Source organism: Amycolatopsis dendrobii (genome assembly GCF_014145675.1).
In the GTDB taxonomy this organism is placed as follows: domain Bacteria; phylum Actinomycetota; class Actinomycetes; order Mycobacteriales; family Pseudonocardiaceae; genus Amycolatopsis; species Amycolatopsis dendrobii.
The window spans coordinates 1-25368 of the sequence record NZ_JACGZW010000011.1 but is presented as its reverse complement, the minus strand read 5'-3'; the positions used below and the strand labels follow the sequence as shown (position 1 = coordinate 25368).

Here is a 25368-nt window from a genome sequence, read left to right as displayed (position 1 = left end):
AGACCACTGTGATCGATCGGCCCTCTCCCGCCACCGCACGGGAGGGGGCCCTTCTCATTTCCGCTCGGCGGAAAATCGCTCCCAGGCCGATTGCCGGGTCACCCCGAGCGCCTCGCCGATGCGCGCCCACGCCACGCCGCGCGTCCGCAGCAGGTCCACCTGTTCCTGGATCCGCGCGTCCGTCTGCGCGCTGACCTTCGCCATCCGCGGGATGCTCTCCAGGATCTCCTCGTCCGATTTCCGCTCCCACAGCGTCACTTCGGGCGTTCCCGGTTCGTGTTCCCCGGCCAGGATCTGTTCGCACAATCCGACGCAGCCGTCGCAGATGTAGACGCCGGAGCCGGCGATCAGCTTGGCCACCTCGTCGGCCGGTTTGAGGCAGAACGAGCAGTACGAAGTCATCAACAACCTCCCTGGTGTCAGGGCTAGCCTGACACGTCAGGAGTCGCCTGACAAGTCACTGCCGCGAGCGCAGCGTCTCGATGACCTCCTCGTCCCAGCGGTGCGTCCGGATCAGCCGGTACCGCTCGCACGCGACCCACAGGTACGCCTCGGCCTCGGTGCGGTCGCCGATCAGATCCGCTTGCTTCAGCATCGCTACGACCGGCGTGAATTCCTCGTCGAACCAGCGTTGCGCGACGGTCGCGCGGTCGGTGAAGCGGCCTTCGTCTTGCATGAGCCGGAAACCCCACGCTTCGACGTGCTCGCCCAGTTGCGCGTAATTCCACGGATCCGTCACCAGCACCGAAGCGCGGGCGTGCCCGGACAAGGGGACTCGTTCCAGGAACAGCCGCCGGTAGTCCTTCACGATCAAGTCGCCGCGATACCGGATGCCGCTCGGATTCAGCTTGGTGCGCACGACCGTCACTGAAGCTTCTATTGTGGACAGTCCCTGCGCCAAGGCGACCGAAACCCGGTGGTGGCCGTCGATGATGAAGTGCAGTTCGCCGATCCGGTACACCTCGATCGGCGGGATCGCCTCACCGCGGCGGGCGGCGAGCGCGAGCCTTTCCCAGCGTTGCCGGACCCGCGCGGACGTCGGACGGAAGCGGCGGTCGAAATCGCGGCTACGGTCGACGGTGCCGACGATCGAGTCCAAAGTGATCACGCGGGTCCCGATCCGAGCCTCGCTGACGTAACCGAGCGCCTGCACCACTTCGTGGAACGGCAGCATGATGTTGACGTCGTCAGGCTCGCGGCGCAGCCACGTGGAAAGCCGCGACAGCACCTGCCGGCGGCGGGCTCGCAGGAAGTCGTTTTCGGCGTCAGCACGCGGGAAACCGGTCGGTCGGGTCATCGCGGGAACTCCATCACCTGATAGCCCACCACATTGCGGATCCGGGTGTGCCCTGCCATGCGGTCGGGCACCGGTTCGCCGTGCGGGTGGATGTGTCCGTGCAGCAGCCACTGCGGCCGCAAGGTGTCGATGGTGCGGTGCAGACAGGTGAAACCCTGGTGCGGCGGGTCTTCGCGGTCGCCGAGATGCCGCGGCGGCGAATGCGTCAGCAGGATGTCGATTCCGTTGCCGTCGCGCCATTTCCGCCAGCGGAACCGGCGCTCCAGCCGCCGGGCCCGGCGCGCCTGCTGCCGCTGCGTCCACTGATTCGGGCCGTCGCGGTAGCGGATCGAACCGCCGAGTCCGGCGATCCGGAGACCGGCGACGTCGACGATCCGGCCGTCGGCGTTGATTCCGCCCGCGGGGCCTGGCCATTCGGTCGGGAAACCGTCCTTCATGGACAGTCCGCCGTAGCGGGTGTAGCCGCTCAGGTCCGGGTCGTGGTTGCCGGGGACGAACACGCACGGCACGTCGAGCATGCCGGCGAGGAACTCGAGATACGCGAACGGCAGATCGCCGGCGGCGACGACGAGGTCGACCCGCAGCGATCCGACCGCCGAGGTCCACAGCCGCTCGTCGGCCTCGTCGGCCACCACCAGCGCTTTCGGCATGCGCCAAGGTTACGGCGCACGCGGCGTCACTTCATGCCGTGCGCGAACCCGGGGTTGAGCGCGATCATCGCGACGATGCCGACGATCCACATGAGGCAGAGGGCCAGAGCCCAGAACTTGAGGTTGGACAGCAACCGGGACATGACGAGACAAACCTCCTGCAACCGGGGGAAGAAAGGGGGACTGCGAGGGGCGGCTACAGCCAGCCGTTCTTCCGGAATATTCGGTACAGCAGCAGACAGATCGCGAGAATGATCGTGACCACGATCGGATAGCCGAACTGCCAGTGCAGTTCGGGCATGTAGTCGAAGTTCATGCCGTAGATGCCCGCGACCATCGTGGGCACCGTGATGATCGCCGCCCACGCGGTGATCTTGCGCATGTCGGTGTTCTGCTGCAGCGAGATCTTCGCGACGGTCGCGTCGACCAGGGTGCTGAGCAGTTCGTCGAACGCCGCTACGCGTTCGGACACGGTGGCGAGGTGGTCGGCGACGTCGCGGAAGTATGAGCGGACCTCGTCGGGCACCAGCCGCGTGTAGCCCTCGGCGAGCCGCGACACCGGCGTGGCGAGCGGGACCACCGCGCGCCGCAGTTCGAGCACTTCCCGCTTCATCAGGTAGATCTGCTCGGCGCTCACCGACGAACGCGGCGCGAACACCTGCGCCTCGATCTCGTCGATGTCCGCCTCGATCCGGCTGGTGACCTCCAGGTAGTGGTCGACCACGTGGTCGGCGATCGCGTGCACGACCGCAGCCGCGCCGAGGGCGAGCCGTTCCGGGTCGTCGTCGAGATCACGGCGCAGCCGGGCGAGCCCGGAGTGGTTGCCGTGCCGCACGGTGATCACGAAATCGCGGCCGAGGAACACCATCAGCTCGCCGGTTTCCACGATCTCGTTCGCCGTGGTCGGCGACTGGTGCTCGACGTAACGGACTGTCTTCAGCACCAGGAACAGCGTGTCGTCGTAGCGCTCCAGCTTCGGCCGCTGATGCGCCTCCAGCGCGTCCTCGACGGCCAGTTCGTGCAGGCCGAAGGTGTCCGCGATGCCCTGGATCTGGTCGGAATCCGGCTCGTGCAAGCCGATCCAGACGAAACCGGCGTGCCGCTTGCGCACCTCGCGAATCGCCTCGGCGTGCGTCCAGCGCCCTGGCAGCCGCTTGCCGTCGACATACACCGCGCAATCGACGACATACGCCGACAGCGGCACCGGGATCGGCCGGTCGAGATTGGCCTTGGCCCGGTTGTTGCCGCGGCCGCGAAGGCCGCCAAGCGAGGGAATGGCAGGCATGGGTTCTCCTGGGCAGACGTCGTGAAGCACGAAGACGACGGCCAGGCGGACTGCGGAGTCCGTCCGGCGGCACCGTGAGTTCCCGGACGCAGGCCTACCAGGAAGGGAGAAGGCCGGCCGGCGAGGCGGGAACGCACGTACTACTAGGGAGCGGACTATCACCACTGCTCATGAGCGGTTCCTCACCTCCTTTCGGCCGGGGCACGCCAGGGCGTGCGACGTGGCAGGGGTCGCGTTGACGCGCGATCACCGATGGTCGAGGGTACTCCTCACCACGGATACGTGTCGCACCTGGTTCGGCAGGTGTTACCCGGACAGGAGGCGAAAGCGTGCAATTCGGCCGGTATTACGAGGAGTTCGAGGTCGGCGCGGTCTACAAGCACTGGCCCGGCAAGACCGTCACCGAATACGACGACCATCTGTTCTGCCTGATCACGATGAACCACCACCCGCTGCACCTCGACGCGCACTACGCGGGCGAGACGACCGATTTCGGCAAGAACGTCGTGGTCGGCAACTACATCTACTCGCTGCTGCTCGGCATGTCGGTGCCCGACGTGTCCGGAAAGGCCATCGCGAACCTCGAGGTCGAATCGCTCAAGCACGTGAAGCCGACGTTCCACGGCGACACGATCTACGGCGAGACCGAGGTGCTCGACAAGACCCCGTCGAAGTCCAAGGACGACCGGGGAGTGGTGTACGTCGAGACTCGAGGGTACAAACAGGACGGCACCATCGTGTGCATTTTCCGGCGCAAAGTGATGGTGCCGAAGCGGTCCTACGGCGACACCCGCGGCGGGGAACAGCCCGGCCGTCCGACGCCGCACGAGTGATCGATCCGCCGCGAAGAGGAGCACGGGTGGCCATCGCCCTGGAGAAGATCAAGCAGACGCTGCGCAGGTTCGCCGAGACGGAGGCGCGCGGGGTTTCGCCGCTGTATGACCACCTCGCCACACACGCGGCCGAGGACGACGACGTCGCCGCGCTGCTGACCGACGCCCGCGGCGGCGAAGCGCGCGGGACCTTGCTGTTCGCCGCCGCGCACCGGCTGGTGCAGGCGGATCCGATCCACCCGCTGTCGCGGTATTACCCGTCGGTCGGCGGTTTCGACGGCGTCGACAGCGAGACGTGGCCGCTGTTCCGCTCGTTCCTGCTGGAGCGCGCGGACCAGGCCCGCGAGATCATCTCGACCCGCTACACGCAGACGAACGAGGTGCGCCGCGCCGCGCTGCTGTACCCGGCGGTCGCGGCGGCGGCGAAGGAAGCGGGCGGCAAGATCGCGCTGCTTGAGGTCGGCTGCAGCGCGGGGTTGCTGCTGGGGCTCGACCGGTTCGGCTACCGCTACCAATGCGACGGCGGGGAGCAGCTCACGGCCGGACCGGCGAAGGCGGCGGTCGGGCTGCACTGCGCGATCGACGTCGCGTCCGGTGCGAAGCTGCCCAAACTGCCCAAGAAGGTCGCCGTGGCGGCCCGAGCGGGCCTGGACCGGGCACCGGTGGACCTCTCGGACGAGGACGAGCTGGCGTGGCTGGAGGCGTGCGTCTGGGCTGATCAGGTCGACCGGATCCGGCTGCTGCGCACGGCTGCCGCGGAACAGCGGAAGCACGCGCCGGAGCTGATCGCCGGGGACGCGGTGGACGACCTGGCGTCAGCGGCGTCGCGGTTGCCTTCGGAACTGCCGTTGGTGGTGCTGACGAGCCACGCGCTGGCCTACGTCTGGGATCGGCGGGCGGATTTCGTGGCCGAGCTGGCGCGACTGTCCTCGGCCCGGCCGGTGTGGTGGGTGAGCCAGGAGTTCTACCGGGCTGGGCTGGAGAACGTGCTGCCTGGCCGGGACGACCTGTCGCCGGACGGTTCGGACGCGGGTGAGCCCGCGATGGCGGTGCTGGGGCTGACGACCTGGATAGACGGGAAACCCGAGGCCCGCGCGCTGGCCAGGACGGCGCCGCACGGGCAGCGGATGACCTGGCTGGCGTGAGGGTGTCTCGTGAGCGGCGATCCCGGTGAGAACCGTGATCGCCGTTCACGACACCCCTCGGCGCCGTGAGTAACCTGTGTCACATTCACCCCATCAGTCACACTGCTCTGCCCGCGCCGGGGCCGCCGGACCGATGCGCGTCCGGCGATATCGAATACGCGTTCCGCGCATTTTCGGTGCTCATCGCGGATGCATGAACGATGGGGAAACTTTCCGACAACTCCGCAATCGGTTCCGAATCGCGGGAGCCGCGGTCGGCAATGGGGAAATAACCGCTCCGGATTACGCGGCGGGCAACTCATTCCAGTCACGCAGGGTTACGAGCAGCTGGTCCACCAGGTGGCCCGCTTCGTCCAGATTGACCAGTTCGGCCGAGTTCACCCACCGCGCGTCGGTGGCGTCGTCGCCCGCGGTGAGGATTCCGCCGGTCCACGTGCATTCGTAGTCGTGGATGTCGTAGCGGCCGCGGCGGACCGAGCCGGCCAGTGTGTGCGGTCTCACGTTGAGTCCGGTCTCCTCGCGAAGCTCCCGGACCACCGCTTCGTAGTCCGTTTCGCCCGGTTCCACGCGCCCGCCGGGCAGTGACCACTGGCCTTTCCCCGGCTCGTTCGCGCGCCGGATGAGCAGGAGTCTGCCCTGGTCGTCGAACACAATGCCGCCGACGCAGCGCTCGAGGCCGTCCATGCCGCGACGGTAGCCGACCCCGGCCGCACCCCCTAGCGTTCGGGAACCTGTACACGGAGAGTAGCCGTACGGTACACTTCGAGCGCCTGGCTGACCCATGCGCGGGACTTTCCTCCCGCGTGAGTGGTCAGTGCGGTACAACGTAGAAAGTCAGTTTTCCGGGTGTCATGGAAGAGACGGGATTGATCGCTGTGAACGCGAAGAAGCTTGCGGGACTCGTGGGTATCGCGTTGGTGCTGTTCTTCGTGATCGCTCAGCCGGGCCATGCTGCTGGTCTTGTCAGCAACATTGTGGACTTCCTCCGCAGCTCGGCCGAATCGGTGATCACGTTCGTCAGCAACATCTTCCACTGACGACAGGGGATACCCTCGAACCATGTTCGCGCCACGCGACCCTGACGAGTACCTCCTCGACACCGAGCGGCGGGTCATCCGGATCCGCCGCCACTGGGCGGTGCTCCTCTGGGACACGTTCGAGGCAGCCGCGCTGCTGATCGTGTGCGTGCTGGTGTCGTATCTGCTGCCGCCCTCGATGTGGGTGGTGCAGAACATCCTCTGGTACGTCGCGCTGGCGGTGGTGCTGCGGTTCGCCTACGTGATCATCGAATGGTGGGTCGAACGGCTGGTCGTCACCGACAAACGGTTCGTGATGACCACCGGCGTCTTCACCACCAAGGTGCTGATGATGCCGATCAGCAAGGTCACCGACCTCACCTACCAGCGTTCGGCCTGGGGCCGGATGCTGGGCTACGGCACGATGGTCGTCGAATCGGCGGGCCAGATCCAGGCGCTGAACCGGATCGACTACCTGCCGCGGCCCGAGGAGTTCTACGACACGATCTCCGAGCTCGTGTTCGGCGACAAGCAGAAGCAGGCCGAACGGTTCTCGATGATCAAGGCACAGCGCGCGGCGCGGGGCAAGAAGCCGGTCGGCTGACCCCGGGCGCGTCGGCACTGGTCCCGGCGCCGAGGTGACGCAGCGCATCGTCGAGAATAGGTCCGATGCGCATCGACCTGCACGCCCACTCCACGGCCTCCGACGGTACCGACAGCCCTGCCCAGCTCGTCGGCGCTGCCGCGCGTGCCGGTCTCGACGTCGTCGCGATCACCGACCACGACACCACCGCGGGCTGGGAACCGGCCGCAGCGGCCCTTCCCGCCGGCCTCACGCTGGTGCCGGGCGCGGAACTGTCGACGGTCTCGATCGACCCGGACACCGGCTACGAAATCAGCGTGCACCTGCTCGCGTACCTCTTCGATCCGGCCGCGCCCGCGATCGTCGCCGAACAGACGAGGCTGCGGATCGAACGGCGCACCCGGTTGCGGCGGATGGCCGAGCGGATGGCGGCCGACGGCCTCCCGGTCGACGCCGACGAAATCCTGAGCTTGCTGCCCGAGGACTCGCCCGCGGGACGGCCGCACCTCGCGCAGGCGCTCGTCCGCGCCGGTCTGGTCAGCTCCGTCGACGAGGCTTTCGGCGACTATCTGCACAGCCGCCGCGGCTACTACGTCGCGCGCCGCGACACTCCGGTCGAGGAAGCGATCGACATGGTGACCGCGGCCGGCGGGGTTACCGTGATCGCGCACCCCTTCGCGTTCAGCCGCGGCGCGACGATCAGCGAGGACACCCTGCGTGAGCTGGCGGCGCGCGGGCTGACCGGCGTCGAGGTCAACCATCCCAACCACGATCCGGCCACCCGGGTGCGCACCCGCGAACTGGCCGACGAGCTGGGCCTGGTCCGCACCGGGTCCAGCGACTACCACGGCACGAACAAGACCATCGGGCTCGGCCAGGAAACGACCGAACCGGACCAGCTGGAGGAATTGGTGGGGCGGGCGACCGGCTTCCAAGTGGTGAAGGGCTGAGATGGCCGTCTCGGATTTCTTCGACGCGAAGCTCTTCATGAGCGCGACGATCACCCTCGTCGTCATCATGGACCCGCCGGGCACCGTGCCGGTGTTCCTGAGCCTGGTCGGCCGCAAACCGATGGCGACGCGGGTGAAAGCGGCCCGGCAGGCGGTGCTGGTGTCGCTGCTGGTCATCTCGCTGTTCGCGGTGGCGGGGCAGGCGATCCTGGCGTATCTCGGCATCGGCATCCCGGCGCTGCAGGGCGCGGGCGGCCTGCTGCTGTTGCTGATCGCGCTGCAACTGCTCACCGGCAACGCGGGCAGCAACGAGCCCGAGGCGGCCGAGGACGTCAACGTCGCCCTCGTCCCGCTCGGCACACCCCTGCTGGCCGGTCCCGGCGCGATCGCGGCGACCATCGTGTTCGTCCGGCAGGCCGACGGTCATCTGGGCGCGTACATCGCGCTGGCGCTGGCGATCGTGACCGTGCATTTCGTGCTGTACACCTGCATGCGCTTCTCCGGCGTGGTCATCCGGCTGATCAAGGAAAGCGGCATCACGCTCCTGGCGAAGATCGCCGGCCTGCTGCTCGCCGCGATCGCCGTCGAGCTGGTCGCGAATTCCGTGCAGGGCTTCATCGCGGGCGGCTAGCCCACGCCGGAAAGTGTCGGTGGGGGTGCGTAGCGTGGGCGTCGACGGAAGGGGGCGGCGTGAAAGAACAGATGGGGTTCGACTTCGGCGTCGAGCAACCGCAACGGCTCACCAAGGTGTCGCCTGCGCGGCTGAGCACCTTTGACGATTGCCCGCGCCGGTACCGGCTGGCTTATCTCGACCGGCCGACACCGCAGCGCACCGGGCCGTGGGCGCACAGCACGCTGGGTGCGGTGGTGCACAACGCGTTGCGGGCGCTTTTCGACCTGCCGGTAGCGAAACGGACGCCGCAGCGCGGGATCGCGCTGGTGTCCGAGCACTGGAAGGACGCCGGTTTCGCCGACGACGACCAGGCCGCGCGCTACCGTGCGCGCGCGAAGGGCTGGGTCGCGGAGTACGTCGAGGACAACGACGTCAGCGACGACCCGGTCGGCTTGGAACGCTGGGTCTCCGCGCCGGTCAGCACGACCGGCGGCCGCCCGACGATGATCATCGAAGGCCGAGCCGACCGCATCGACCAACGCGGCGGCGAACTGGTGATCGTGGACTACAAAACCGGCCGCCGAGCCCCGGACGAACACGAGGCCCGCGCGTCGCAAGCGTTGGCGATGTACGCCGTGGCCGCCACGCGCACTTTGCGCATGCCGTGCACGAAGGTCGAACTGCACCATCTCCCGTCCGGCACGATCGCCGCGGCGGAACACACGCCGGAAACCTTGAAGCGCCACCTGGAACGCGCCGAGGAGACCGCGGGAGATCTGCGGTTGGCAGCAGATACCCTTGACGCAGGCGGCGACGGAGACACGTTGTTTCCCGCCCGCCCCGACCGCCGCTGCGCATGGTGCGACTTCCGCCCGAGCTGCGTGGCGGGACAGCAGACCGCTCCTGCCGCGCAACCGTGGGATTTGCTTGCGCCGTAGGGGTTTCCCGAGACGTGGATTGGATCCGAGAATCGTGGCGTCACCGGACATCGAGAAAACCGCCCGCGGTGGGGCTGGTGCTGCGCGGGATCGCGGTGTCGCCCGTGACGGGTCGGGGGTTCGCGGCGTAGCGAGGAAGGATTCTGGCGCTGTGGCGACGGAACTTGCTGCGGGGCATGGCGGGGTCCGTGACGGCCGTGGTGTCAAGGACGCCGGCTCGCATGCTGTCGGTGCGGCGAGGCAGAACATGCGCGGGGCCGCGGGGTCGCCTGGTGGCGGTGGACGCGATAGCGGGGCAGTGGGCAGTGGTGTCGCGGCGGAGGATCGTGCTCTGACTGGTGCTGAGGCGAAGCGCACTGCCATGGCATCGCGGAGTTCTGCGACGGACGACAGCGCCGCGGTTGAGGTTGTCCATGACTCCGCTGCCGCCGATGGCCTTGTGCCCGGCGAGGATGCGGTTGTCCATGATTCGGCGCTGCTGGAAAGCGCGGTCGACGACGATGCGGCAGAAGCCAAGGCGGCACCCGAGCGCCACGAATCGTCTGTCAGGCGTAAGCCCCGTGGGCGCTGGTGGCGCGGGTTCACCGGATCGGTCGCCGCGGGGCTGGCCGTCCTGGCGATCGGGGTGCTCGTCGTGGGTGTGCTGTGCCTCGTCAACGGCGCACCCGGGCCGGGTCCGCTCAAACTGGCCGGACATCCCGTCGCGGCGGTGATCGCGCTTGTGCTGCAACGGGTCGCCGACCGTCGCGCGGGGAAAGCGGCGGTCGGTGCGGGGGTTGGGGTGCTCGTCGTCGCGGGTGTGGCGTTCAGTTTGTTGTGGTGGTTCTGAGGACGGTCAGCGCAGGGCGGCGAGCGTCGGGCCGCGTTGTTCCAGCAGTACTGGGCCCAGCGCGGTGAGGCGGACTGGGCCCGAGTAGGCGCCGCGGTCGATGCCGACTGTGCGTAGCGTCGCGCCGTTCATTTCGTTCAGCACTGCCAGGCCGCCGCGGATGGGCACTACCAACTGGGTCGCGAAGGTGATTCCTGGGCCGAGCGTGCCGTCCAGGGTCCACCGCGGGGACAGGTCGTCTCGGGACAGGGCAACGGTTTTGGAGCCGGTGTACCAGTAGATCCCCGCGGCGGTGCGGGTCGTGGCCTCGGTGCCGCCGACTGGGTCGTTCGCGGTGTCCGCGTCGGGGAGATCCATGGGGTAGGCGGCTTTTTGCGAACCGTCCGCGCCGTAGACGACGTACAGGTTCTGGTCGGGCAGCAGCACGCCGGTGAGATCGCCTGACATCGCGATGACCCTGGCCCGCTTGCCGGCCAGCAGGGCGGTGTAGGTGACCTTCGGTTCGTCCTCGTGCTCGGCGGTTGCCTTGTAGACGGTCAGGCGGTCCGTGCGGTCGCCGGGGCAGCGTTCGATCACGCCGATTTTGTCGGCGGCCGCTGCTACCGTTCCGTAGGTGCAGTTGGGGCGGGGTTGCTTGTTCGCGTTTTGCAGGAACGGGACTTTGCCGTACTCCATGCTCTTCACGAGATCGTCGCGCCACGTGTCGAGGAGATGTTTGCCGGTCGTCGTGACGTGGCTGCCGTCGTTGACCAGACGGGTGCCCAGTTCGGCGTCGCCGTTGCGCTGAGCGGTGATGCGGCCGGTGGCGGGGTCGAGCTGCGTGACCTCGCTGCAGCCCATTGTCTTGTGGTACACGGCGTTCACCCGGCCCCATGCGGCGTCCACAGTGCACAGTTGCAGGTTTTCGCGGGTGTAGTGCCAGCGGATCTGCCCGGTGAGCGGATCGCGACCGGCGACCTCGCTGCCGTCCGCGGTGGTGACGGTGTCGGACTGGCCGATCGGGATCGGCGTCGCGGAACTCGGGGCCTGCCACAGCTGCGTCATCGACCCGGGCACGGAGGTCGGCGGTGTGGGGAGAGCGTGCGGCGGCTCGGCCAGCGCGCGGCTGGTGTGCAGATTGTCGCTGGTGGCGGCGACGATCGCGGCGACCACCGCGACCACGACGACGATCGCCCCCGCGATCAGCCGATCCCGCCCCCGGTTCCACGGTGAGCGGCGGGCTTTCCCCGGCTGCGCAACGGAATCCGGGGCGGCGGGCTGGCGGGGGAGGAGATTCTCGGAACCGTAGGGCTCGGCGGAGCTGCTGACCCCGGCGGGTTCGTCGGTGACGCGCGCGATCGGGCCGGTGCGTTCCTCGGGAGTGACCGGGGGGATCGCGGCGTGGGTGCCTGCGGTGGAAGTTTTTTCGGTGGCTGGCCCGGCCGGGTCTCCGGCTTGCGGGCCGGAAGCGGCCGGCGCGGCGGGAGTGCTTCCGGCAGCACCGGGGACCGCCGCGGCGGGCCGGTGGGGCTCAGCGGAGGCTTCTTCGCCAGTGTGTGCGGCGGAGTCTCCGGCTCGCGGGCCGGGCGCGGTCGATGCGGCGGGAGTGCTTCCGGCCGAGCTGGGAGCTGCGGTGGGCCGGTGGAGTTCGACGGAAGAGTCTTCGTCAGCGTGCGCGGCGGAGTCTCCGGCCTGCGAGCCGGAAGCGGCCGATCCCGCGGAAGCGTTTCCGGGAGCGGGCGCAGCGGAGCCCGCGGAGGGCTCATTTGCTTCGGCGAAAGATTCTTCGGCACCTGGTATCGCCGAGTCTCCAGCCTGCGAGCCCGAAGCGTTCCCGGCAGAGCCAGCCACAGCGGAGCCGGCAGACGGCGAAACCGCGCCCCGGTCACCGGAAAGCGACTCGCCCGGACCAATCTCAGCTGCACTCTCATCCGACGCCCGCTCCCCGGCCGGAAGGTCCGGCCGGGGGCGTTCGTCGGGATTCGCGGGAGTGCCCGCTACGTTCGATCCGGGTTCGGGGGGCGTTTCGTCGGTGCCGTTCCCGTGGTCGTTCACGTAACTGACTCCCGGTGTGTCGCTCAGTCTGCCGACGCAGGTGTATCAGATGCGGACGGGCGGCGGCGACGGCGGCGGCGTGCCGGACGGTCTCCGGTCTCCCCGGAGTCGGACGTCGTCGCGGGGGTGGCGTTGCCGGTGGAGGTCGCCGGGCCGGTCGCGTCTGCTCCCGAGCGGGTGCGGCGGCGGGCCCTGGGGCGGTCTTCCTGCTGGTCAGAGGCAGCCGAGGCGGCGTCGGCGGCCTCGATCGCGGCGGCGGAGCGGGCACCGCCGCGGGTTCGTTTGCGCGGGGCGCGGTTGCGTTTGCGCGGGGCTTCCTCCTCCGCTGACGACGAACCCGTCGAAGCAGAGCCGCGGCGGCCTCGGCGCTTGCCGCCCAGGTCTTCTTCCTTCTCGGCCGACAGGCCGGCCCGCGTGCGCTTCGACAGCGGCAGGCGGCCCTTCGTGCCCTCCGGGATGCCCAGGTCGCTGAACAGGTGCGGCGACGACGAGTACGTCTCCACCGGCTCCGCCAGGTCGAGGCTCAGCGTGTCCGAGATCAGCTTCCAGCGCGGTTCCTCGTCCCAGTCGACCAGGGTGATCGCGACCCCGGTGCGACCCGCGCGGCCGGTGCGGCCGATGCGGTGCACGTAGGTCTTCTCGTCTTCCGGGCACTGGTAGTTGATCACGTGCGTGACGTCGTCGATGTCGATGCCGCGCGCCGCGACGTCGGTCGCCACCAGCACGTCGACCTTGCCCGAGCGGAACGCGCGCAGCGCCTGCTCACGCGCGCCCTGCCCGAGGTCGCCGTGCACCGCGGCCGCGGCGAAACCGCGTTCCACCAGGTCGTCGGCCACCTTCTGGGCGGTGCGCTTGGTCCGGCTGAAGATCATCGTGAGCCCGCGGCCCTCGGCCTGCAGCGCCCGCGCGATCAGCTCCGTCTTGTCCATCGAGTGCGCCCGGTAGACGAACTGCGCCGTGCGCTCGTGGATCGCGCCCGCGTCGTTCTCCTCGGCGCGGATGTGCGTGGGCTGGTTCAGGAACGTCCGCGCGAGCGTGATGATCGGGCCCGGCATCGTGGCGGAGAACAGCATCGTCTGCCGCTCGTCCGGCACCATCCGGAGGATCCGCTCGATGTCCGGCAGGAAGCCGAGGTCGAGCATCTCGTCGGCCTCGTCGAGGACGAGCCCGCGGATCTTGCCGAGCACCAGGTGCTGCTGTTCGGCCAGGTCGAGGAGACGGCCCGGGGTGCCGATGACGACGTCGACGCCCTTGCGCAGCGCCTCGATCTGCGGCTCGTACGGCCGGCCGCCGTAGATCGCCAGCGTGCGGATGCCGAGGTGTTTGCCTGCGCCCTTCAGGTCGTTCGCGACCTGGATGCACAGCTCGCGCGTGGGCACCACGACCAGCACCTGCGGGGTGCCGTCGCCGGGCACCTGCACGCGGTGCAGCAGCGGGACGCCGAAGCCGAGCGTCTTGCCCATGCCGGTGCGGGCCTGGCCGATGAGGTCGTCGCCGGCCATGGCGAGCGGCAGGGTCAGCGCCTGGATGGCGAAGGTGCGCTCGATTCCGGCTTCGCCGAGCGCCTTGACGATTTCCGGTTTCACTCCGAACGACGCGAACGTCGGCGACTCCTCGGTCACCGGGGCACCGGCCTGCAGCGGGTGCGACGTGTCCAGCGCGGCCGGTCCGTTTTCGCTGTGCTCGAGAGCGACAGCGGCGGTGGCCTGCACGGTTTCGGTCTGTTCGGTTGTGGACTGTTCTGCGGTCAGGGTGATCGCCTCTCTCGTGACCAGCGCGCACAGGCCGGTTGTCACTCGACACTCGACCGGGGGCCTGACTCGCACCGCGGCCTCTTCTGCGGAGGCCAGTGGCGCCGGAGCCGCCCTCCCGGGAATGCCGCTGGGAGGCGTGCACGCACACTTTCGGCGAACCCCGGTCGCCCTGGTGGCACCGGCCGTTCGCCTGGTTCCCGCCGCTCCTGGAACCCTTAAGAAAAAGGCGGTCCGGCGCGGCGAAGCTTCTGTTTATCCGTCCGCAGTGTAGCTGGTCAGGTGTTTTCCGGGGAATACCGGGAGCGGCGGCGCGGCGTGGGATCGGTCTCTTCACGGCGCGGGCCTGCGGTTCGGCGATACCCTCGTCGCCGTGACCGACCCCGCCGAAGCTGCCGCGCCCCCCACCTCCCCGCCTGCGATCAGCGAAGGCGTCGTCGACCTGCTCGGCGTGATCGCCTACCTGGAGCTGTCCGCGTTCGACCGGATGGCCGAGGACGCCCGCAGCGCGCCGACGCTCGCTGGCCGCGCCGCGCTCGCCTCGATGGCGGCCGCCGAGATCGGGCACCTCGATCTGCTGACGAAGCATCTGGCCGCGAACGGCGTCGCGGTCGAGGACGCGATGGCCCCGTTCGTGTCGCAAGTGGACGCCTGGCACGGCTCCACCCGGCCGAAGTCGTGGCTGGAGTCGCTGGTCAAGGCGTATGTCGGGGACGGGCTCGCGGCCGATCTCTACCGCGAGATCGCCAGCTGGCTCGACCCGGAGACCAAGGACCTGGTGCTGACCGTGCTCGCCGACACCGGGCATTCGGCGTTCGCCGAACGCGAAGTCGCGGCCGGGATCAAGGCCGATCCGAAGGCCCGCGACAAGCTCGCGCTGTGGGGCCGCCGGCTGCTCGGCGAGGCGCTCACCCAGGCGCAATACGTGGTGGCCGAGCGCGATGGCCTGGCCGAACTGATCGTCGCCGGGTCCGGTGACCTCGCGGGAATCGGCGCGCTGTTCCGCCGGTTGCAGCAAGGGCACACCAAGCGCATGCAGGCGCTGGGGCTGGGCTGAGCGAGTGGTCGCGAGTCACCTTCTGGTCGCACGCCACCGCGTCGGCCCGCTTCGGTTAGCCTTGCCGGGCGTAGTCACAACGAGTTTCCAGCGGAGGTCCCACGTGGAGGTCAAGATCGGCATCAAGGACACGCCGCGCGAGCTGGTGGTGTCCAGTGGCCAGACTCCCGAAGAGGTGGAGAAGCTGGTCGCCGAGGCGCTGACGGCCGGTGACGGGCTCTTCCGCCTCAACGACGAGAAGGGCCGCAAGTACCTGGTCCCGTCCGACCGCATCGCGTACGTCGAGATCGCCCCGTCCGACGTCCGCAAGGTCGGGTTCGGCGTCGGCGACTGATCGAGCCGAGCTTTAAAGGTCCGCGAAGGGCCCCTTGAGGGAATCAGATTCCCTCAAGGGGCCCTTCACGGCTTTCCGGGGACCGGTCAGGCGGTGGCCTCTTCGACCTCGGCCAGTGTTTTCGGGACCGAGAACGGCGGCGTGGACGTGCCGGTGAGCCGGTAGCGGCCCCACGGGTCCGGATCGGACAGTTCGCCCTCGGCGGTGTGCTCGCCGATACGCACCTCGCACGCCTTCTTGCGCCCGCCGACCGCATCGGCCAGCTTCGGGTTCGCGGCGACGCGGCCGTACCAGTGGTAATAACCGTCGATCGGCTGGAAATAGCCGCGCAGATCGACGTCCGCGGCGATTTCCGTGCCGTCGACGACCAGCGTCGCCGAGCCGGTGTAGCCGTCTTCGTCGCTCATCCGGGGTCCTCTCGTCAGCCGGCCTCGTCGCCGGCGGCGGTGTCGTTCTCGGTCCGTCCGAGCTGGACGACCTTGTTCTCCTCGAGCGGCAGGTTCGGGTCGATCACCACGCCCTGCTGACGGGTGAGCCCGTCGATCGCCGCCCAGATGATCTGGGTGAGGTACTCGACCACCGAATCGCGGCCCATCGAGCGCCGGTCCAGCCACCATTCGCCGGTGCTCTGGACCATGCCGACGATGCCGTGCGCCCACGGTTCGGCCGCGCCGGAGTCCATGTTGAACATCCGCATGTAGTCGCCGAGCAGGGCGGTCAGCGCGGTCGCGATGACCTCCTTGTCCTCCGCGACGACGTCCGAATCGGTGGTTTTGCCCGGCAGTCCGCCGTGTGCCAGCAAGCGGTACAGGTTCGGATGTTCTTCGATGACGCCGAAGAACGCGTCGAGCGCCATCCGGATCCGCGGCACCGGCGCGAGTTCCGCGTTGATCGCCGGGATCAGCCGTTCGAAAAGGATCTCCGTGCCGCGCTGGCCGAGTGCGACGTACAGGTCGGCCTTGTCCTCGAAATGCCGGTACAGCACGGGTTTCGTGACGCCCGCTTCCGCGGCGACGTCCTCCATGCCGAGATCCGGACCGTGTGCGTCGAGCGCGCGCAGGGCCGCTTCGACGAACTCCGCGCGACGGGCGATGCGGTGCTTGCGCCAGCGATCGCGGCGGGCGTCCCCGGTGCTCGTTTCGGTGTCGGCTGCCTGCTTGCCGGACTGCTTGCTGGAGCGCTTGACACGTTCGATCACGGCGGTCATGCTACCAGAGGTAACTGTTACCACGGGTTACATGTTCTGGAGCACAGTTCCCGTGGCGACAGGCGGGACGCGGCTTCTCGATTCAACGGCGAGTCAGGCGCTGGAAGGGGCTGATGATGACGCGGACGCTCAAGGTGACCGACCGGGAGGCGACGGCACAGCGGTTGCTGAAGTCGGCGGCGAACAAGTTCTACGACCCGGACGTCGACATCGACTGGGACGCGCCGCTGGTCGAGGGCAAGCGGTACATCCTGCCGGAGCGCTCGTCGCTCTACGGCACCCCGCTGTGGGACCGGCTGAGCCCGGAGCAGCGGATCGAGCTGGGCAAACACGAGATGGCCAGCATCGCGACCACCGGGCTGTGGTTCGAAATCCTCCTCATGCAGATGCTGCTCAAGGAGGTCTACGAACAGGACCCGACGACGGCGCACGCGCAGTTCGCGCTCACCGAGATCGCCGACGAGTGCAGGCACTCCACGATGTTCGCGCGGATGTCCGCGCGAATCGGCTGCCCGACCTACGGTCCGGTGCCGGTGCTGCGGCAGTTCGCGAAGCTGATGCCGACCATTTCCTACGGCCCGGCGCGCTACGGGGCGATCCTGGTCGCCGAGGAGGTGCTCGACCGGCTGCAGCGCGAGCAGATGAACGACGAGGAGATCCAGCCGCTGGTCCGGATGGTGAACCGGATCCACGTGCTGGAGGAGGCGCGGCACGTCACCTTCGCCCGCGAGGAAGTCACCCGCGGCATGGCGAAGCTCGGTCGCGCGGAGGTCGCCTACCAGCAGTTCAGCATCGCGCTGATCTCGTACTTCGTGACGCGGGCGTTCATCAACCCGAACGTCTACAAGGCGGTCGGGATCCGGCCGCGCGAGGGCGTCGAGACGGCGCTGAACAACCCGCACTGGCGCGCGACGATCGCGTGGGCCGGGGAGAAGATCATGCCGTTCCTGCAGGAGTCCGGTCTGGTCGGGTTGCCAGGGAAACCGTTCTGGCGCAAGTCTTTCCTGTTGCCGGAGGGCAAATGACCACCGCCGACGTACTTTTTCCCGCGGAGGCGAAATGACCACCGTAGAGCGGTTGCGGAATCCCGCCCGTGAGCACCGGTTCGTGACCAGTGACGGCTGTGCGCTGCACGTCGAACTGAGCGGCCCGGCCGACGCCGCGGTGACGCTGGTGCTGGTGCACGGCTGGACGCAGGACCACCGCACGTGGGACGGCGTCATGGACCACCTCGGTCCCGGTGTCCGTACCCTGCGCTACGACCTGCGCGGGCACGGCGGTTCCGCGCCCGCGACCAAGGAAACCGGGACGATTCCGCGGCTGGCCGACGATCTGGCCGAGCTGATCGCCGCGCGCGTGCCGTCGGGTCCGCTGGTGCTCGCCGGGCATTCGATGGGCGGCATGACCATGATGGCGCTGGCCGAACGGCATCCGGACCTGGTCCGGGACCGGGTGGTCGGCGCGGCGTTCGTGGCGACGTCCTCGGGGCAGATGGACCGGATCACGCTGGGGCTGCCCGGAATGGCTGGCCAGTTCTCCGCGCGGTTCGAGCGCAGGCTGGCGAAAGCGTTGTCGCACCGCAAGGGCGAGCGGCTGCCGTTGAGCCCGGCGATGGTGCGTTCGGGGGCGCGGTTCCTCGTGTTCGGGGAGCACCCGCGCCGCGCGGACCTCCGGCTGGTGGCGGATCAGCTGCTGTGCGCGCATCCGGCGAGCCTCGGCGCGTTCCAGGACGCGATCTCGACGCATGACCGGCGCGTCGCGCTGGCGACTTTGCGCGGTACCCCGTCCGTGGTGCTGGCGGGGGAGAAGGACCGGCTTTGCCCGCTGCCGCACGCGAAAGTGATCGCGGACGAGCTGCCGGACGCGGAGTTTGTCCGGTTTCCCGGTGCTGGGCATATGTTGCCGCAGGAACGGGCGGCTGAGGTCGCGAAACGGATCGGGGGGCTCGTGAGTGTTCATGCCGGTTAGAACCGGCATGAACACTCACGAGAGCCACCTGCTCGTAACCGTGCGCGTTCAGCCCTTTCGCGCTCGTACCTGACTGTCGGCTGTTCCCGGCCGCCCGGCGCTGTCACGCTGGGTGGCTGGGATGTCGCCGACAGACAGGACGGGCATGGGGCAGCCGCTGAGCGCGCACGTCAACCGGAGCCTGATGGCGATTTCCCGGCGGGCGGAAAGCGTGGACCGGCACACGCTGGCCAAAACCTTCGTGGTGGCCGGGTCGTTTTCGGCGATGCTGCATTCCGCCGACCACCAGATCCTTTACGGCCGCCGCGGCACCGGGAAAACGCACGCCTTGCTGTACTTGGCCGATCTGGTCGAGGAGACCCACGACGTCGCGGTGTACCTGGATTTGCGCACCATCGGCTCCACCAGCGGCCTGTACGCGAATCAGCAGCTGCCGGTGCCGCTCCGGGGGACTCAGCTGCTGGTCGACACGCTGGAAGCGGTGCACGAACAGCTGCTGACCACGGCGATCGAGACGAGGGTTTCCGATCAGGAAGGCTTGTTGCAGGGCCTGGACGAGCTGACCGAGGCGGCGACGACGGTCGAGGTCGTCGGCAACGTCGAGCGGGAGACGACCGTCGGGGGTTCCGCGGAGCAGTCGACCAGCGCCGGGGCCTCGGCGTCTTGGGGACCGGGCGGTCCGCGTGGTCAGGTGACGATGTCGGGAAGCAGCCGGCATTCGGTGACAGCTTCGGATCGCTTGCGGCGCACCGGAACCGAGCATCATCAGGTCATCTTCGGGCCGCTCAGCCGGGCACTGGCGCGGATCACGGCCGCACTCGCGCCAGCCCGGCTGTGGTTGCTGCTGGACGAGTGGAGTGCGATTCCCCTTGAGCTGCAACCGTTGCTGGCGGATCTGCTGCGCCGCAGCGTGCTGCCGACGCACGGGACGACGGTCAAGATCGCGGCGATCGAACGCCGGTCCCGGTTCCGCGAACCAGGTTGCGCAGGCGATTACGTCGGCATCGAGGCCGGCGCGGACGCGGCCTCCGCGGTCAGCTTCGACGACGTGCTCCTGTTCGACCACGGCCGAACCCAGTCGAGACAGTTTTTCGCCGAGCTCTTCCTCAATCACGTACGACCGCGGATGCCGGTGACCGACGACGCCGCGGAATTCGTGGCGACGGCGTTCAGCCGCACCGCGTTTCCCGAACTCGTGCGCGCGGCCGAGGGGGTGCCCCGCGACGCGATCAACATCGCCGCGTTGGCCGCGCAGCACGCGAATACGGCGACGATCGGGATCCGGCACGTCCGGCAGGCCGCGCAGGATTGGTATCTGCGCGACAAATACGCCGCCATCGCCGGGAACGAACCGGCCTTGACGACGCTTCGCTGGCTGGTGGACGAGGTGGTGGGCCGACGACGCTCGCGTACTTTCCTGCTCGACCACGCCAGCGGCGCGCACGACGAGACCATGCGCGATCTGTACGACGCCAGGCTCGTTCACTTGGTACGGCGCGGGATCGTCAACCGAAAGCGGCCGGGAACGCTCTACGACGGGTTCGCCATCGACTACGGCTGCTACGTCGCCTTGTTGTCCGACAGCGAACAACCGTCGCGGCGAAGCAAATCCGACGCCTGGCTGACCGATTCCCGCGGCGCGGCACCAGACAGCGGCCACCTCGAGCAACTGCTGGTCGAGCTGCCCGGGACGGCGAGATCGGTGCCCCGCCAGCGAAAACCGCGCGAATGACTAGCGGAGCCGTTCGAGCGCGGCGACGGTGGCCGGGACGTCTTCCCAGATCGGCGAGTGCCCGGTCCCGACGGTGACGAGTTCGCTGTCCGGAAGGTGGTCGACAAGGTGCTGGGCGTCCGCGAGCGTGCGGGCGCGGTCGTGGATTCCGTGCAGCACCGTGACCCGGCAGCGGATCGACGCGAGCCGCGGCGTGAGGTCCAGATCCCGTTGGCTCGTCAGGGCTTCCAGCGCGGCTTCGGCCGGGACGCGGGCGGCGTAGCCGAGCAGTTCAGTGCGCAGATCCGGCGGCAACGGAGTGGCGAAGGACCGGTCGAGGACGGCCGCGTGCAGGTCGGGGCCCCATTCGGCGGCGATCGTGGCGAGGATCCGGTCGACGTCGCCGTGCCCGCGCATGTGCGCGCCGGTGTTCGCGAGCAGCAGCGCGGACACCAGTTCCGGCCGGGTGGCCGCGACCATCGCCGCGATACAGCCGCCAGTGGAGTGTCCGATGAGAGTGACCGGGCCGCCGTGCTGGTCGATCCGGTCGGCGACTCGCGCCGCGATGTCCTCGATCCGCCACGGACCCGGTGCGGTCATCCAGTCGACCGCGTCCAGCCGGTCGGGCAGCGCGGCCGCCAGCGGTGCGTATATCCGTGGGCTGCACAACGTGCCCGGCACCGCCACGACGGGCACGGACTCAGTTGTCCTTGAGCGGGAAACCGCCGCCGATGCCGCGCCAGGCGAGGTTCGCGGTGAGCGCCACCGCGTCCTCGCGGCTCATCGACTGGTTGTGCTGCAGCCAGTAACGCGCGCTGACCTGGCTCATCCCGACCAGGCCGACCGCGAGCAGGCGGGCCTTCTCCTCGTCCAGCCCGGCGTCGGAGGTGATCGTCTCGGTGATGGCCTCGACGCTGGCCGAGGTCGCGCGGTCCACCGCCTCCTGCACGGCGGGTTCGCCGCGGAGATCGGATTCGAAGACCATGCGGAACGCGCCGGCGTCGTTGTTCACGAAGTCGAAGAACGCGCCGACCGTGGCCGGGACGCGCTGGCGGTTGTCCGTGGTGGAGTTCAGCGCGCCCTGCACGCGGCCGACAAGGTCGTCGACGTGGCTTTCCAGCAGCGCGATGTACAGGTCGAGCTTGCCGGGGAAGTGCTGGTAGAGGACCGGTTTGCTGACCCCGGCCTCCTCGGCGATCTCGTCCATCGCCGCCGCGTGGTAGCCGTGCTCGGCGAAGACGCGCTGCGCGGCCGTCAGCAACTGGGCCCGGCGCTCGGTCCGGGGCAACCGGACGCCTCGTTGCAGTCGCGCCATCTCCGTCATTCTTCCTCCGTCCGCAGCCTTCGCCGGGCGGGTTCACCACCGCGTGAAGTGAACCTGACATTACTCGTGGGTACGCCCGAAATGCCAAGGGTCAGGCATCCTGGACTGGTGACGACCACGACCTCCCGCCCCGCCACCGCGGCGGCGGTCCGCCCGCCGGTGACCCAGGTGCCATTGTCGACTACGCCCCTTCCGCCGCTCGACGGGGCGCTGCCTGCCTGGCCGGGAACGGTCGAAGACGGCCTGCACATCCGGCACACGCCCGGTCCGGACGGCACGCCCGCGGTCTACGTGCACGGGCTCGGCGGATCGTCCACGAACTGGACCGACCTCGCCGCGCTGCTCGCCCCCACTGCTTCCGGACAAGCCGTTGACCTGCCCGGATTCGGCTATTCGGAACCCGAGGAAGGATTCGCCTACAGCCTCGACGACCACGCCGAGGTCATCGCGAGCAAGCTGGAGCGGCTCGGCAAACCGGTGCATCTGCTCGGCAACTCGATGGGCGGCGCGATCTCGCTGCTGGTCGCGGCACGGCGGCCGGAGCTGGTGAGAACTCTCACGCTGATTTCCCCGGCGATGCCGGACCGCCGCCCGGACCCGCGCAGGCTGTCCGATCCGCTGATGGCGCTGGCCTATCTCCCGGTGGTCGGGGCGAGGGTGCGCCGCCGGATGGCCGGGATGACCGCCCGCGAACGCGCCGCGCAGGTCATCAAGCTGTGCTTCCACGATCCGTCGCGCTTCCCGGACGCCCGGCTGGACGAACTGGTCGAGGAGCACGCCGCGCGTGCCGGGTTCCCGTGGGCGCTGGCCGCGATGGAGCGCAGCACGTTCGGCATCTTCCGGCGCTGGACCGCGCTCGGCGCCGCGTCGCTGTGGTCGGTCGCCAAACAGGTCGAGGCCCCCACGCTGGTGGTCTGGGGGCTCCACGACCGGGTGATCTCGGTCAAGCGCGCGCTGCGGACGGCGCAGACGATTCCCCGCGCCCGGATGCTGGTCCTCCCGCGCACCGGACACGTTGCGCAGATGGAACGCCCGCAGGTAGTGGCCAAGGCCGTACTGGGTCTCTGGGAGGGCGCGGACAAGGGCTCCTGGTAGCCCGGACGGGGGACCGCGGATCGCCGGGGAGCCCGCCAGTCGCTGCCGGGAACGTCGCCGCCGTGTGGCACCCTGGGTCGGTGGACCGGCTGAAGCAGGACGCGCGAGCGAAGGACCGGCGGGGCCCGACCGCCGGGTCGGCCCGGCGTTCAGCGTCCTCCGGATCCGGCGATGCGGAGGCCGACTCTCCGCGCGTCGGCCAGTACCGGCCCGCGCGCAAGCCCGCCCAGCGCGTGGGCGAGGACCGGTACCGGCCGGGCAGCAGGCGCACCAGCGCCGAGCCGCTCGCCGCCGCCTGGAAGCCCAAGGACGGCGGCTCCGAGAAGCGCCCGGCTCCGAAGAAGAAGCAGTCGCCGTTCGGCCGGTTCGTGAAGACCTACGGCTGGCGCGTGTACGCGCTGCCGATCCTGGCCGTGATCACTGTGCTGGTCGCGGTCAACACCGCCACCAGTTCGCCCGAGGCCGGCACGGCCGGCAGCAGCGGCGAAGTCGCGTCCGGCGACACGTCCTCGGGCGCGATCGACGGTGGCGGCGGCATCCCGGAGAACCCCGCGCAGCCGGTGAATCTCAACGTGCCCACCGCCGACCTGCCTGCCGGCGGCAATTTCACGCAGACGGGCAAGGGCACCTGGCACGTCGTGCCCGGGTCCAGCGACGTCGTGGGCAAAGCGGGGAAGCTCTACACCTACACCGTCGAGGTCGAGGACGGCATCGATCCGGCGAGCTACGCCGGCGACGACAGCTTCGGAACCGCGGTGCAGGGCATTTTGTCCGATCCGCGCAGCTGGACCTGGAACGGCGAGATCCGGTTGCAGCGGGTCGACTCGAGCTATCCGAACCCGAGTTTCCGGGTGAGCCTCACCACGCCGGACACCACGCACCGGCCGGACGCGTGCGGGTTCCAGATCAAATTCGAGGCCTCCTGCTACCGGCGCAGCATGGGCCGGGTGCTGATCAACTTGTCGCGCTGGGTGCGCGGCGCGAAGGTCTACATGTCCGATATGACCGGGTACCGGCAGTACGCCATCAACCACGAGGTCGGGCACGCGCTGGGCAACAACCACGTGGGCTGCCCAGGAAACGACCAGCCGGCTCCGGTGATGATGCAGCAGTCGTTCGGCGTCGCCGACGACTACGTCGCGATGCTCAACAACATCCCCGGCGGCGACAAGGGCAAGGTCGCCGCGGACCACCGCGTGTGCAAGCCGAACGCGTGGCCGAACCCGACCCCGCCGGGCCAGTAAACAACGTCCCACGATCTGAGAGCAGGGAAGTGTCCCTTGCGAGCGGGCGTTGAACATACTGGGATCGACTACGCGACCCGCGCGAGTATGGAGGACCCGATGTCAGACACGGCACTGCCGCCGCTCGTCGAGCCGGCAGCCGAGCTCACCAAGGAAGAGGTGGCCCGGTACAGCCGTCACCTGATCATCCCGGACGTCGGGGTGGTCGGGCAGAAGCGGTTGAAGAACGCGAAGGTCCTGGTCATCGGTGCGGGCGGGCTCGGAAGCCCGGCGCTGCTGTACCTGGCGGCCGCCGGCGTGGGCACGCTCGGCATCATCGACTTCGACGTCGTCGACGAATCCAACCTGCAGCGCCAGGTGATCCACGGCCAGTCCGACGTCGGCAAGCTCAAGGCCGCGTCGGCGCAGGAGTCCATCGCCGAGATCAACCCGCTGGTCAAGGTGCACCTGCACACCGAGCGGCTCGAATCGGCGAACGCGCTGGAGATCTTCGAGCAGTACGACCTGATCCTCGACGGCACGGACAATTTCGCGACCCGCTACCTGGTCAACGACGCGGCGGTGCTGCTCGGCAAGCCGTACGTGTGGGGTTCGATCTTCCGGTTCGAAGGCCAGGTGAGCGTCTTCTGGGAGGACGCCCCGAACGGCAAGGGTCTCAACTACCGGGATCTGTACCCCGAGCCGCCGCCTCCCGGCATGGTCCCGTCCTGCGCCGAAGGCGGCGTACTCGGCGTGCTGTGCGCGTCGATCGGCTCGATCATGGTGACCGAGGCGATCAAGCTCATCACCGGCATCGGAGAGCCGCTCCTCGGGCGGTTGATCTCCTACGACGCGCTGGAGATGAAGTACCGCGAGGTCAAGATCCGCAAGGACCCGGAGACCCCGAAGATCACCGAACTGATCGACTACGAGGCCTTCTGCGGCGTCGTGTCGGACGAAGCCGCCTCGGCCGCCTCGGGCAGCACCCTGACCCCCGCGGAACTGAAGGCCAAGTTCGATGCGGGCGAGGACTTCGCCCTGATCGACGTCCGCGAGCCGCACGAGTACGAGATCGTGAACATCAAGGGCGCCACGCTGATCCCGAAGGACCGCATCCTTTCCGGCGAGGCACTGGCGGAGCTGCCGCAGGACAAGCCGATCGTCCTGCACTGCAAGTCCGGCGCCCGCTCGGCTGAGGCACTGGCAGCACTGCATGCAGCAGGCTTCAAGGACGCCACCCACCTGGGCGGCGGAGTCCTGGCCTGGGCCCGGCAGATCGACCCAAGCCTGCCGACTTACTGAGCACGTCTGTCCGTGAAGGGCTCCTTGAGGGACTTAGATTCCCTCAAGGAGCCCTTCACGGCTTTTCGCGGTACGTGCGCCACCCTCACTGACTCTGTTTCACCCAGGGTTCCCCTCACGCCCCGCCCCGCCCCCCCCCCCCCCCCCCCCCCCCCCCCCCGGCCCCCCCCCCGCCCCTTGGTGCGGCCGGGGCGCCCCACCCCCCCATTGGGGGGGCGCCTTC

The 25368-nt window shown here is 69.0% G+C and carries 27 protein-coding genes; 16 read left to right on the top strand and 11 right to left on the bottom strand.

From position 1 onward, the window contains the following. Nucleotides 1-54 precede the first annotated feature (54 nt). The 4 genes from H4281_RS46355 to corA all read right to left on the bottom strand — a co-directional run bounded on the left by H4281_RS46355 (nucleotide 55) and on the right by corA (nucleotide 3232). On the bottom strand, nucleotides 55-402 hold the full coding sequence (locus H4281_RS46355; RefSeq protein WP_182894366.1) for a ClpX C4-type zinc finger protein: 348 nt from the start codon (nucleotides 400-402) through the stop codon (nucleotides 55-57). Nucleotides 403-457: 55 nt separating this feature from the next. After that, nucleotides 458-1297: a chromosome partitioning protein ParB gene (locus H4281_RS30555; protein ID WP_182894365.1), complete on the bottom strand. Its 840-nt coding sequence runs from the start codon at nucleotides 1295-1297 to the stop codon at nucleotides 458-460. Further along, nucleotides 1294-1947 (bottom strand): metallophosphoesterase family protein, encoded by a 654-nt coding sequence (locus H4281_RS30550; protein ID WP_182894364.1) that lies wholly within the window; start codon nucleotides 1945-1947, stop codon nucleotides 1294-1296. The genes H4281_RS30555 and H4281_RS30550 overlap by 4 nt, the downstream gene beginning before the upstream one ends. Before the next feature lie 196 nt (nucleotides 1948-2143). Continuing rightward, nucleotides 2144-3232 (bottom strand): magnesium/cobalt transporter CorA, encoded by a 1089-nt coding sequence (gene corA, locus H4281_RS30545; RefSeq protein ID WP_037815877.1) that lies wholly within the window; start codon nucleotides 3230-3232, stop codon nucleotides 2144-2146. 329 nt (nucleotides 3233-3561) lie between these two features. Here corA and H4281_RS30540 point away from each other — a divergent pair, with 329 nt between their 5' ends. Continuing rightward, complete coding sequence (locus H4281_RS30540) at nucleotides 3562-4065, top strand: MaoC family dehydratase (protein ID WP_037815874.1); 504 nt, start codon at nucleotides 3562-3564, stop codon at nucleotides 4063-4065. A 32-nt stretch (nucleotides 4066-4097) separates the two neighbouring features. After that, nucleotides 4098-5210, top strand: coding sequence for a DUF2332 domain-containing protein (locus H4281_RS30535; RefSeq protein WP_370648238.1), 1113 nt, complete (start codon nucleotides 4098-4100; stop codon nucleotides 5208-5210). 282 nt (nucleotides 5211-5492) lie between these two features. On the opposite strand, the gene H4281_RS30530 is transcribed toward H4281_RS30535, so the two are convergent. Continuing rightward, nucleotides 5493-5894, bottom strand: coding sequence for an NUDIX hydrolase (locus tag H4281_RS30530; RefSeq protein ID WP_182894362.1), 402 nt, complete (start codon nucleotides 5892-5894; stop codon nucleotides 5493-5495). Between the two features lie 167 nt (nucleotides 5895-6061). Here H4281_RS30530 and H4281_RS30525 point away from each other — a divergent pair, with 167 nt between their 5' ends. The 6 genes from H4281_RS30525 to H4281_RS45795 all read left to right on the top strand — a co-directional run bounded on the left by H4281_RS30525 (nucleotide 6062) and on the right by H4281_RS45795 (nucleotide 10139). Next, complete coding sequence (locus tag H4281_RS30525) at nucleotides 6062-6247, top strand: hypothetical protein (RefSeq protein WP_037815868.1); 186 nt, start codon at nucleotides 6062-6064, stop codon at nucleotides 6245-6247. A 22-nt stretch (nucleotides 6248-6269) separates the two neighbouring features. Further along, a complete protein-coding gene (locus H4281_RS30520; protein WP_009072960.1) occupies nucleotides 6270-6830 on the top strand; it encodes a PH domain-containing protein in 561 nt (186 codons plus the stop codon). 65 nt (nucleotides 6831-6895) lie between these two features. Then, nucleotides 6896-7759 carry a PHP domain-containing protein gene (locus tag H4281_RS30515; RefSeq protein ID WP_182894361.1) on the top strand — a complete coding sequence of 288 codons (864 nt, stop codon included), beginning with the start codon at nucleotides 6896-6898 and terminating at the stop codon, nucleotides 7757-7759. Nucleotide 7760: 1 nt separating this feature from the next. Beyond that, nucleotides 7761-8390, top strand: coding sequence for a MarC family protein (locus H4281_RS30510; protein ID WP_182894360.1), 630 nt, complete (start codon nucleotides 7761-7763; stop codon nucleotides 8388-8390). A gap of 71 nt (nucleotides 8391-8461) precedes the next feature. After that, nucleotides 8462-9310 carry a RecB family exonuclease gene (locus H4281_RS30505; protein WP_182894660.1) on the top strand — a complete coding sequence of 283 codons (849 nt, stop codon included), beginning with the start codon at nucleotides 8462-8464 and terminating at the stop codon, nucleotides 9308-9310. Nucleotides 9311-9671: 361 nt separating this feature from the next. Then, nucleotides 9672-10139: a hypothetical protein gene (locus H4281_RS45795; protein ID WP_182894359.1), complete on the top strand. Its 468-nt coding sequence runs from the start codon at nucleotides 9672-9674 to the stop codon at nucleotides 10137-10139. Nucleotides 10140-10145: 6 nt separating this feature from the next. Here the strand turns inward: H4281_RS45795 and H4281_RS30495 are convergent, their stop codons facing one another. Both H4281_RS30495 and H4281_RS30490 read right to left on the bottom strand, forming a co-directional pair. Beyond that, a complete protein-coding gene (locus H4281_RS30495) occupies nucleotides 10146-11477 on the bottom strand; it encodes an Rv3212 family protein (RefSeq protein WP_182894659.1) in 1332 nt (443 codons plus the stop codon). 719 nt (nucleotides 11478-12196) lie between these two features. Beyond that, entirely contained in the window at nucleotides 12197-13795 is a 1599-nt protein-coding gene (locus H4281_RS30490) for a DEAD/DEAH box helicase (RefSeq protein WP_182894658.1), read from the bottom strand. A 502-nt stretch (nucleotides 13796-14297) separates the two neighbouring features. On the opposite strand from H4281_RS30490, the gene H4281_RS30485 reads away from it, so the two are divergent. Both H4281_RS30485 and H4281_RS30480 read left to right on the top strand, forming a co-directional pair. Beyond that, on the top strand, nucleotides 14298-14981 hold the full coding sequence (locus H4281_RS30485; protein WP_182894358.1) for a ferritin-like fold-containing protein: 684 nt from the start codon (nucleotides 14298-14300) through the stop codon (nucleotides 14979-14981). A 103-nt stretch (nucleotides 14982-15084) separates the two neighbouring features. Further along, on the top strand, nucleotides 15085-15315 hold the full coding sequence (locus H4281_RS30480; protein ID WP_009072973.1) for a DUF3107 domain-containing protein: 231 nt from the start codon (nucleotides 15085-15087) through the stop codon (nucleotides 15313-15315). An 86-nt stretch (nucleotides 15316-15401) separates the two neighbouring features. Here the strand turns inward: H4281_RS30480 and H4281_RS30475 are convergent, their stop codons facing one another. Next, on the bottom strand, nucleotides 15402-15722 hold the full coding sequence (locus tag H4281_RS30475; protein ID WP_182894357.1) for a DUF4873 domain-containing protein: 321 nt from the start codon (nucleotides 15720-15722) through the stop codon (nucleotides 15402-15404). Nucleotides 15723-15736: 14 nt separating this feature from the next. Then, nucleotides 15737-16522 (bottom strand): TetR/AcrR family transcriptional regulator, encoded by a 786-nt coding sequence (locus tag H4281_RS30470; protein WP_037815860.1) that lies wholly within the window; start codon nucleotides 16520-16522, stop codon nucleotides 15737-15739. Between the two features lie 116 nt (nucleotides 16523-16638). Here H4281_RS30470 and H4281_RS30465 point away from each other — a divergent pair, with 116 nt between their 5' ends. The 3 genes from H4281_RS30465 (at nucleotide 16639) to H4281_RS30455 (ending at nucleotide 20222) form a co-directional block, all read left to right on the top strand. Further along, the gene (locus H4281_RS30465) at nucleotides 16639-17547 is read left to right on the top strand and encodes an AurF N-oxygenase family protein (protein WP_067586114.1); all 909 of its coding nucleotides are present in this window, start codon (nucleotides 16639-16641) and stop codon (nucleotides 17545-17547) included. Nucleotides 17548-17581: 34 nt separating this feature from the next. After that, nucleotides 17582-18490: an alpha/beta fold hydrolase gene (locus H4281_RS30460; RefSeq protein ID WP_182894356.1), complete on the top strand. Its 909-nt coding sequence runs from the start codon at nucleotides 17582-17584 to the stop codon at nucleotides 18488-18490. 145 nt (nucleotides 18491-18635) lie between these two features. Next, on the top strand, nucleotides 18636-20222 hold the full coding sequence (locus H4281_RS30455) for an ATP-binding protein (RefSeq protein ID WP_220508086.1): 1587 nt from the start codon (nucleotides 18636-18638) through the stop codon (nucleotides 20220-20222). Here H4281_RS30455 and H4281_RS30450 read toward each other — a convergent pair whose 3' ends face one another. After that, nucleotides 20223-20897: an alpha/beta fold hydrolase gene (locus tag H4281_RS30450; RefSeq protein WP_182894354.1), complete on the bottom strand. Its 675-nt coding sequence runs from the start codon at nucleotides 20895-20897 to the stop codon at nucleotides 20223-20225. A 4-nt stretch (nucleotides 20898-20901) separates the two neighbouring features. Next, nucleotides 20902-21525, bottom strand: a complete 624-nt coding sequence (locus tag H4281_RS30445; protein WP_009072985.1) for a TetR/AcrR family transcriptional regulator — start codon at nucleotides 21523-21525, stop codon at nucleotides 20902-20904. A gap of 81 nt (nucleotides 21526-21606) precedes the next feature. Here H4281_RS30445 and H4281_RS30440 point away from each other — a divergent pair, with 81 nt between their 5' ends. The 3 genes from H4281_RS30440 to moeZ all read left to right on the top strand — a co-directional run bounded on the left by H4281_RS30440 (nucleotide 21607) and on the right by moeZ (nucleotide 25145). Beyond that, nucleotides 21607-22620, top strand: coding sequence for an alpha/beta hydrolase (locus H4281_RS30440; RefSeq protein WP_220508085.1), 1014 nt, complete (start codon nucleotides 21607-21609; stop codon nucleotides 22618-22620). 80 nt (nucleotides 22621-22700) lie between these two features. Beyond that, nucleotides 22701-23864 (top strand): DUF3152 domain-containing protein, encoded by a 1164-nt coding sequence (locus H4281_RS30435; RefSeq protein ID WP_182894352.1) that lies wholly within the window; start codon nucleotides 22701-22703, stop codon nucleotides 23862-23864. 99 nt (nucleotides 23865-23963) lie between these two features. Further along, a complete protein-coding gene (gene moeZ / locus H4281_RS30430) occupies nucleotides 23964-25145 on the top strand; it encodes an adenylyltransferase/sulfurtransferase MoeZ (protein ID WP_182894351.1) in 1182 nt (393 codons plus the stop codon). Nucleotides 25146-25368 lie beyond the last annotated feature (223 nt).

What these genes read in the sequence shown, in the direction of transcription:
- H4281_RS30455 (WP_220508086.1), top strand. Translation starts at nt 18,636, where the DNA reads ATGGGGCAGCCGCTGAGCGCGCACGTCAACCGGAGCCTGATGGCGATT.
- H4281_RS30440 (WP_220508085.1), top strand. Translation starts at nt 21,607, where the DNA reads ATGCCAAGGGTCAGGCATCCTGGACTGGTGACGACCACGACCTCCCGC.
- moeZ (WP_182894351.1), top strand. Translation starts at nt 23,964, where the DNA reads ATGTCAGACACGGCACTGCCGCCGCTCGTCGAGCCGGCAGCCGAGCTC.
- H4281_RS30520 (WP_009072960.1), top strand. Translation starts at nt 6,270, where the DNA reads ATGTTCGCGCCACGCGACCCTGACGAGTACCTCCTCGACACCGAGCGG.
- H4281_RS30550 (WP_182894364.1), bottom strand. Translation starts at nt 1,947, where the DNA reads ATGCCGAAAGCGCTGGTGGTGGCCGACGAGGCCGACGAGCGGCTGTGG.
- H4281_RS30460 (WP_182894356.1), top strand. Translation starts at nt 17,582, where the DNA reads ATGACCACCGTAGAGCGGTTGCGGAATCCCGCCCGTGAGCACCGGTTC.
- H4281_RS30475 (WP_182894357.1), bottom strand. Translation starts at nt 15,722, where the DNA reads ATGAGCGACGAAGACGGCTACACCGGCTCGGCGACGCTGGTCGTCGAC.
- H4281_RS45795 (WP_182894359.1), top strand. Translation starts at nt 9,672, where the DNA reads ATGGCATCGCGGAGTTCTGCGACGGACGACAGCGCCGCGGTTGAGGTT.
- H4281_RS30465 (WP_067586114.1), top strand. Translation starts at nt 16,639, where the DNA reads ATGACGCGGACGCTCAAGGTGACCGACCGGGAGGCGACGGCACAGCGG.
- H4281_RS30515 (WP_182894361.1), top strand. Translation starts at nt 6,896, where the DNA reads ATGCGCATCGACCTGCACGCCCACTCCACGGCCTCCGACGGTACCGAC.
- H4281_RS30470 (WP_037815860.1), bottom strand. Translation starts at nt 16,522, where the DNA reads ATGACCGCCGTGATCGAACGTGTCAAGCGCTCCAGCAAGCAGTCCGGC.
- H4281_RS30505 (WP_182894660.1), top strand. Translation starts at nt 8,462, where the DNA reads ATGGGGTTCGACTTCGGCGTCGAGCAACCGCAACGGCTCACCAAGGTG.
- H4281_RS30510 (WP_182894360.1), top strand. Translation starts at nt 7,761, where the DNA reads ATGGCCGTCTCGGATTTCTTCGACGCGAAGCTCTTCATGAGCGCGACG.
- H4281_RS30530 (WP_182894362.1), bottom strand. Translation starts at nt 5,894, where the DNA reads ATGGACGGCCTCGAGCGCTGCGTCGGCGGCATTGTGTTCGACGACCAG.
- H4281_RS30525 (WP_037815868.1), top strand. Translation starts at nt 6,062, where the DNA reads ATGGAAGAGACGGGATTGATCGCTGTGAACGCGAAGAAGCTTGCGGGA.
- corA (WP_037815877.1), bottom strand. Translation starts at nt 3,232, where the DNA reads ATGCCTGCCATTCCCTCGCTTGGCGGCCTTCGCGGCCGCGGCAACAAC.
- H4281_RS30445 (WP_009072985.1), bottom strand. Translation starts at nt 21,525, where the DNA reads ATGACGGAGATGGCGCGACTGCAACGAGGCGTCCGGTTGCCCCGGACC.
- H4281_RS46355 (WP_182894366.1), bottom strand. Translation starts at nt 402, where the DNA reads ATGACTTCGTACTGCTCGTTCTGCCTCAAACCGGCCGACGAGGTGGCC.
- H4281_RS30555 (WP_182894365.1), bottom strand. Translation starts at nt 1,297, where the DNA reads ATGACCCGACCGACCGGTTTCCCGCGTGCTGACGCCGAAAACGACTTC.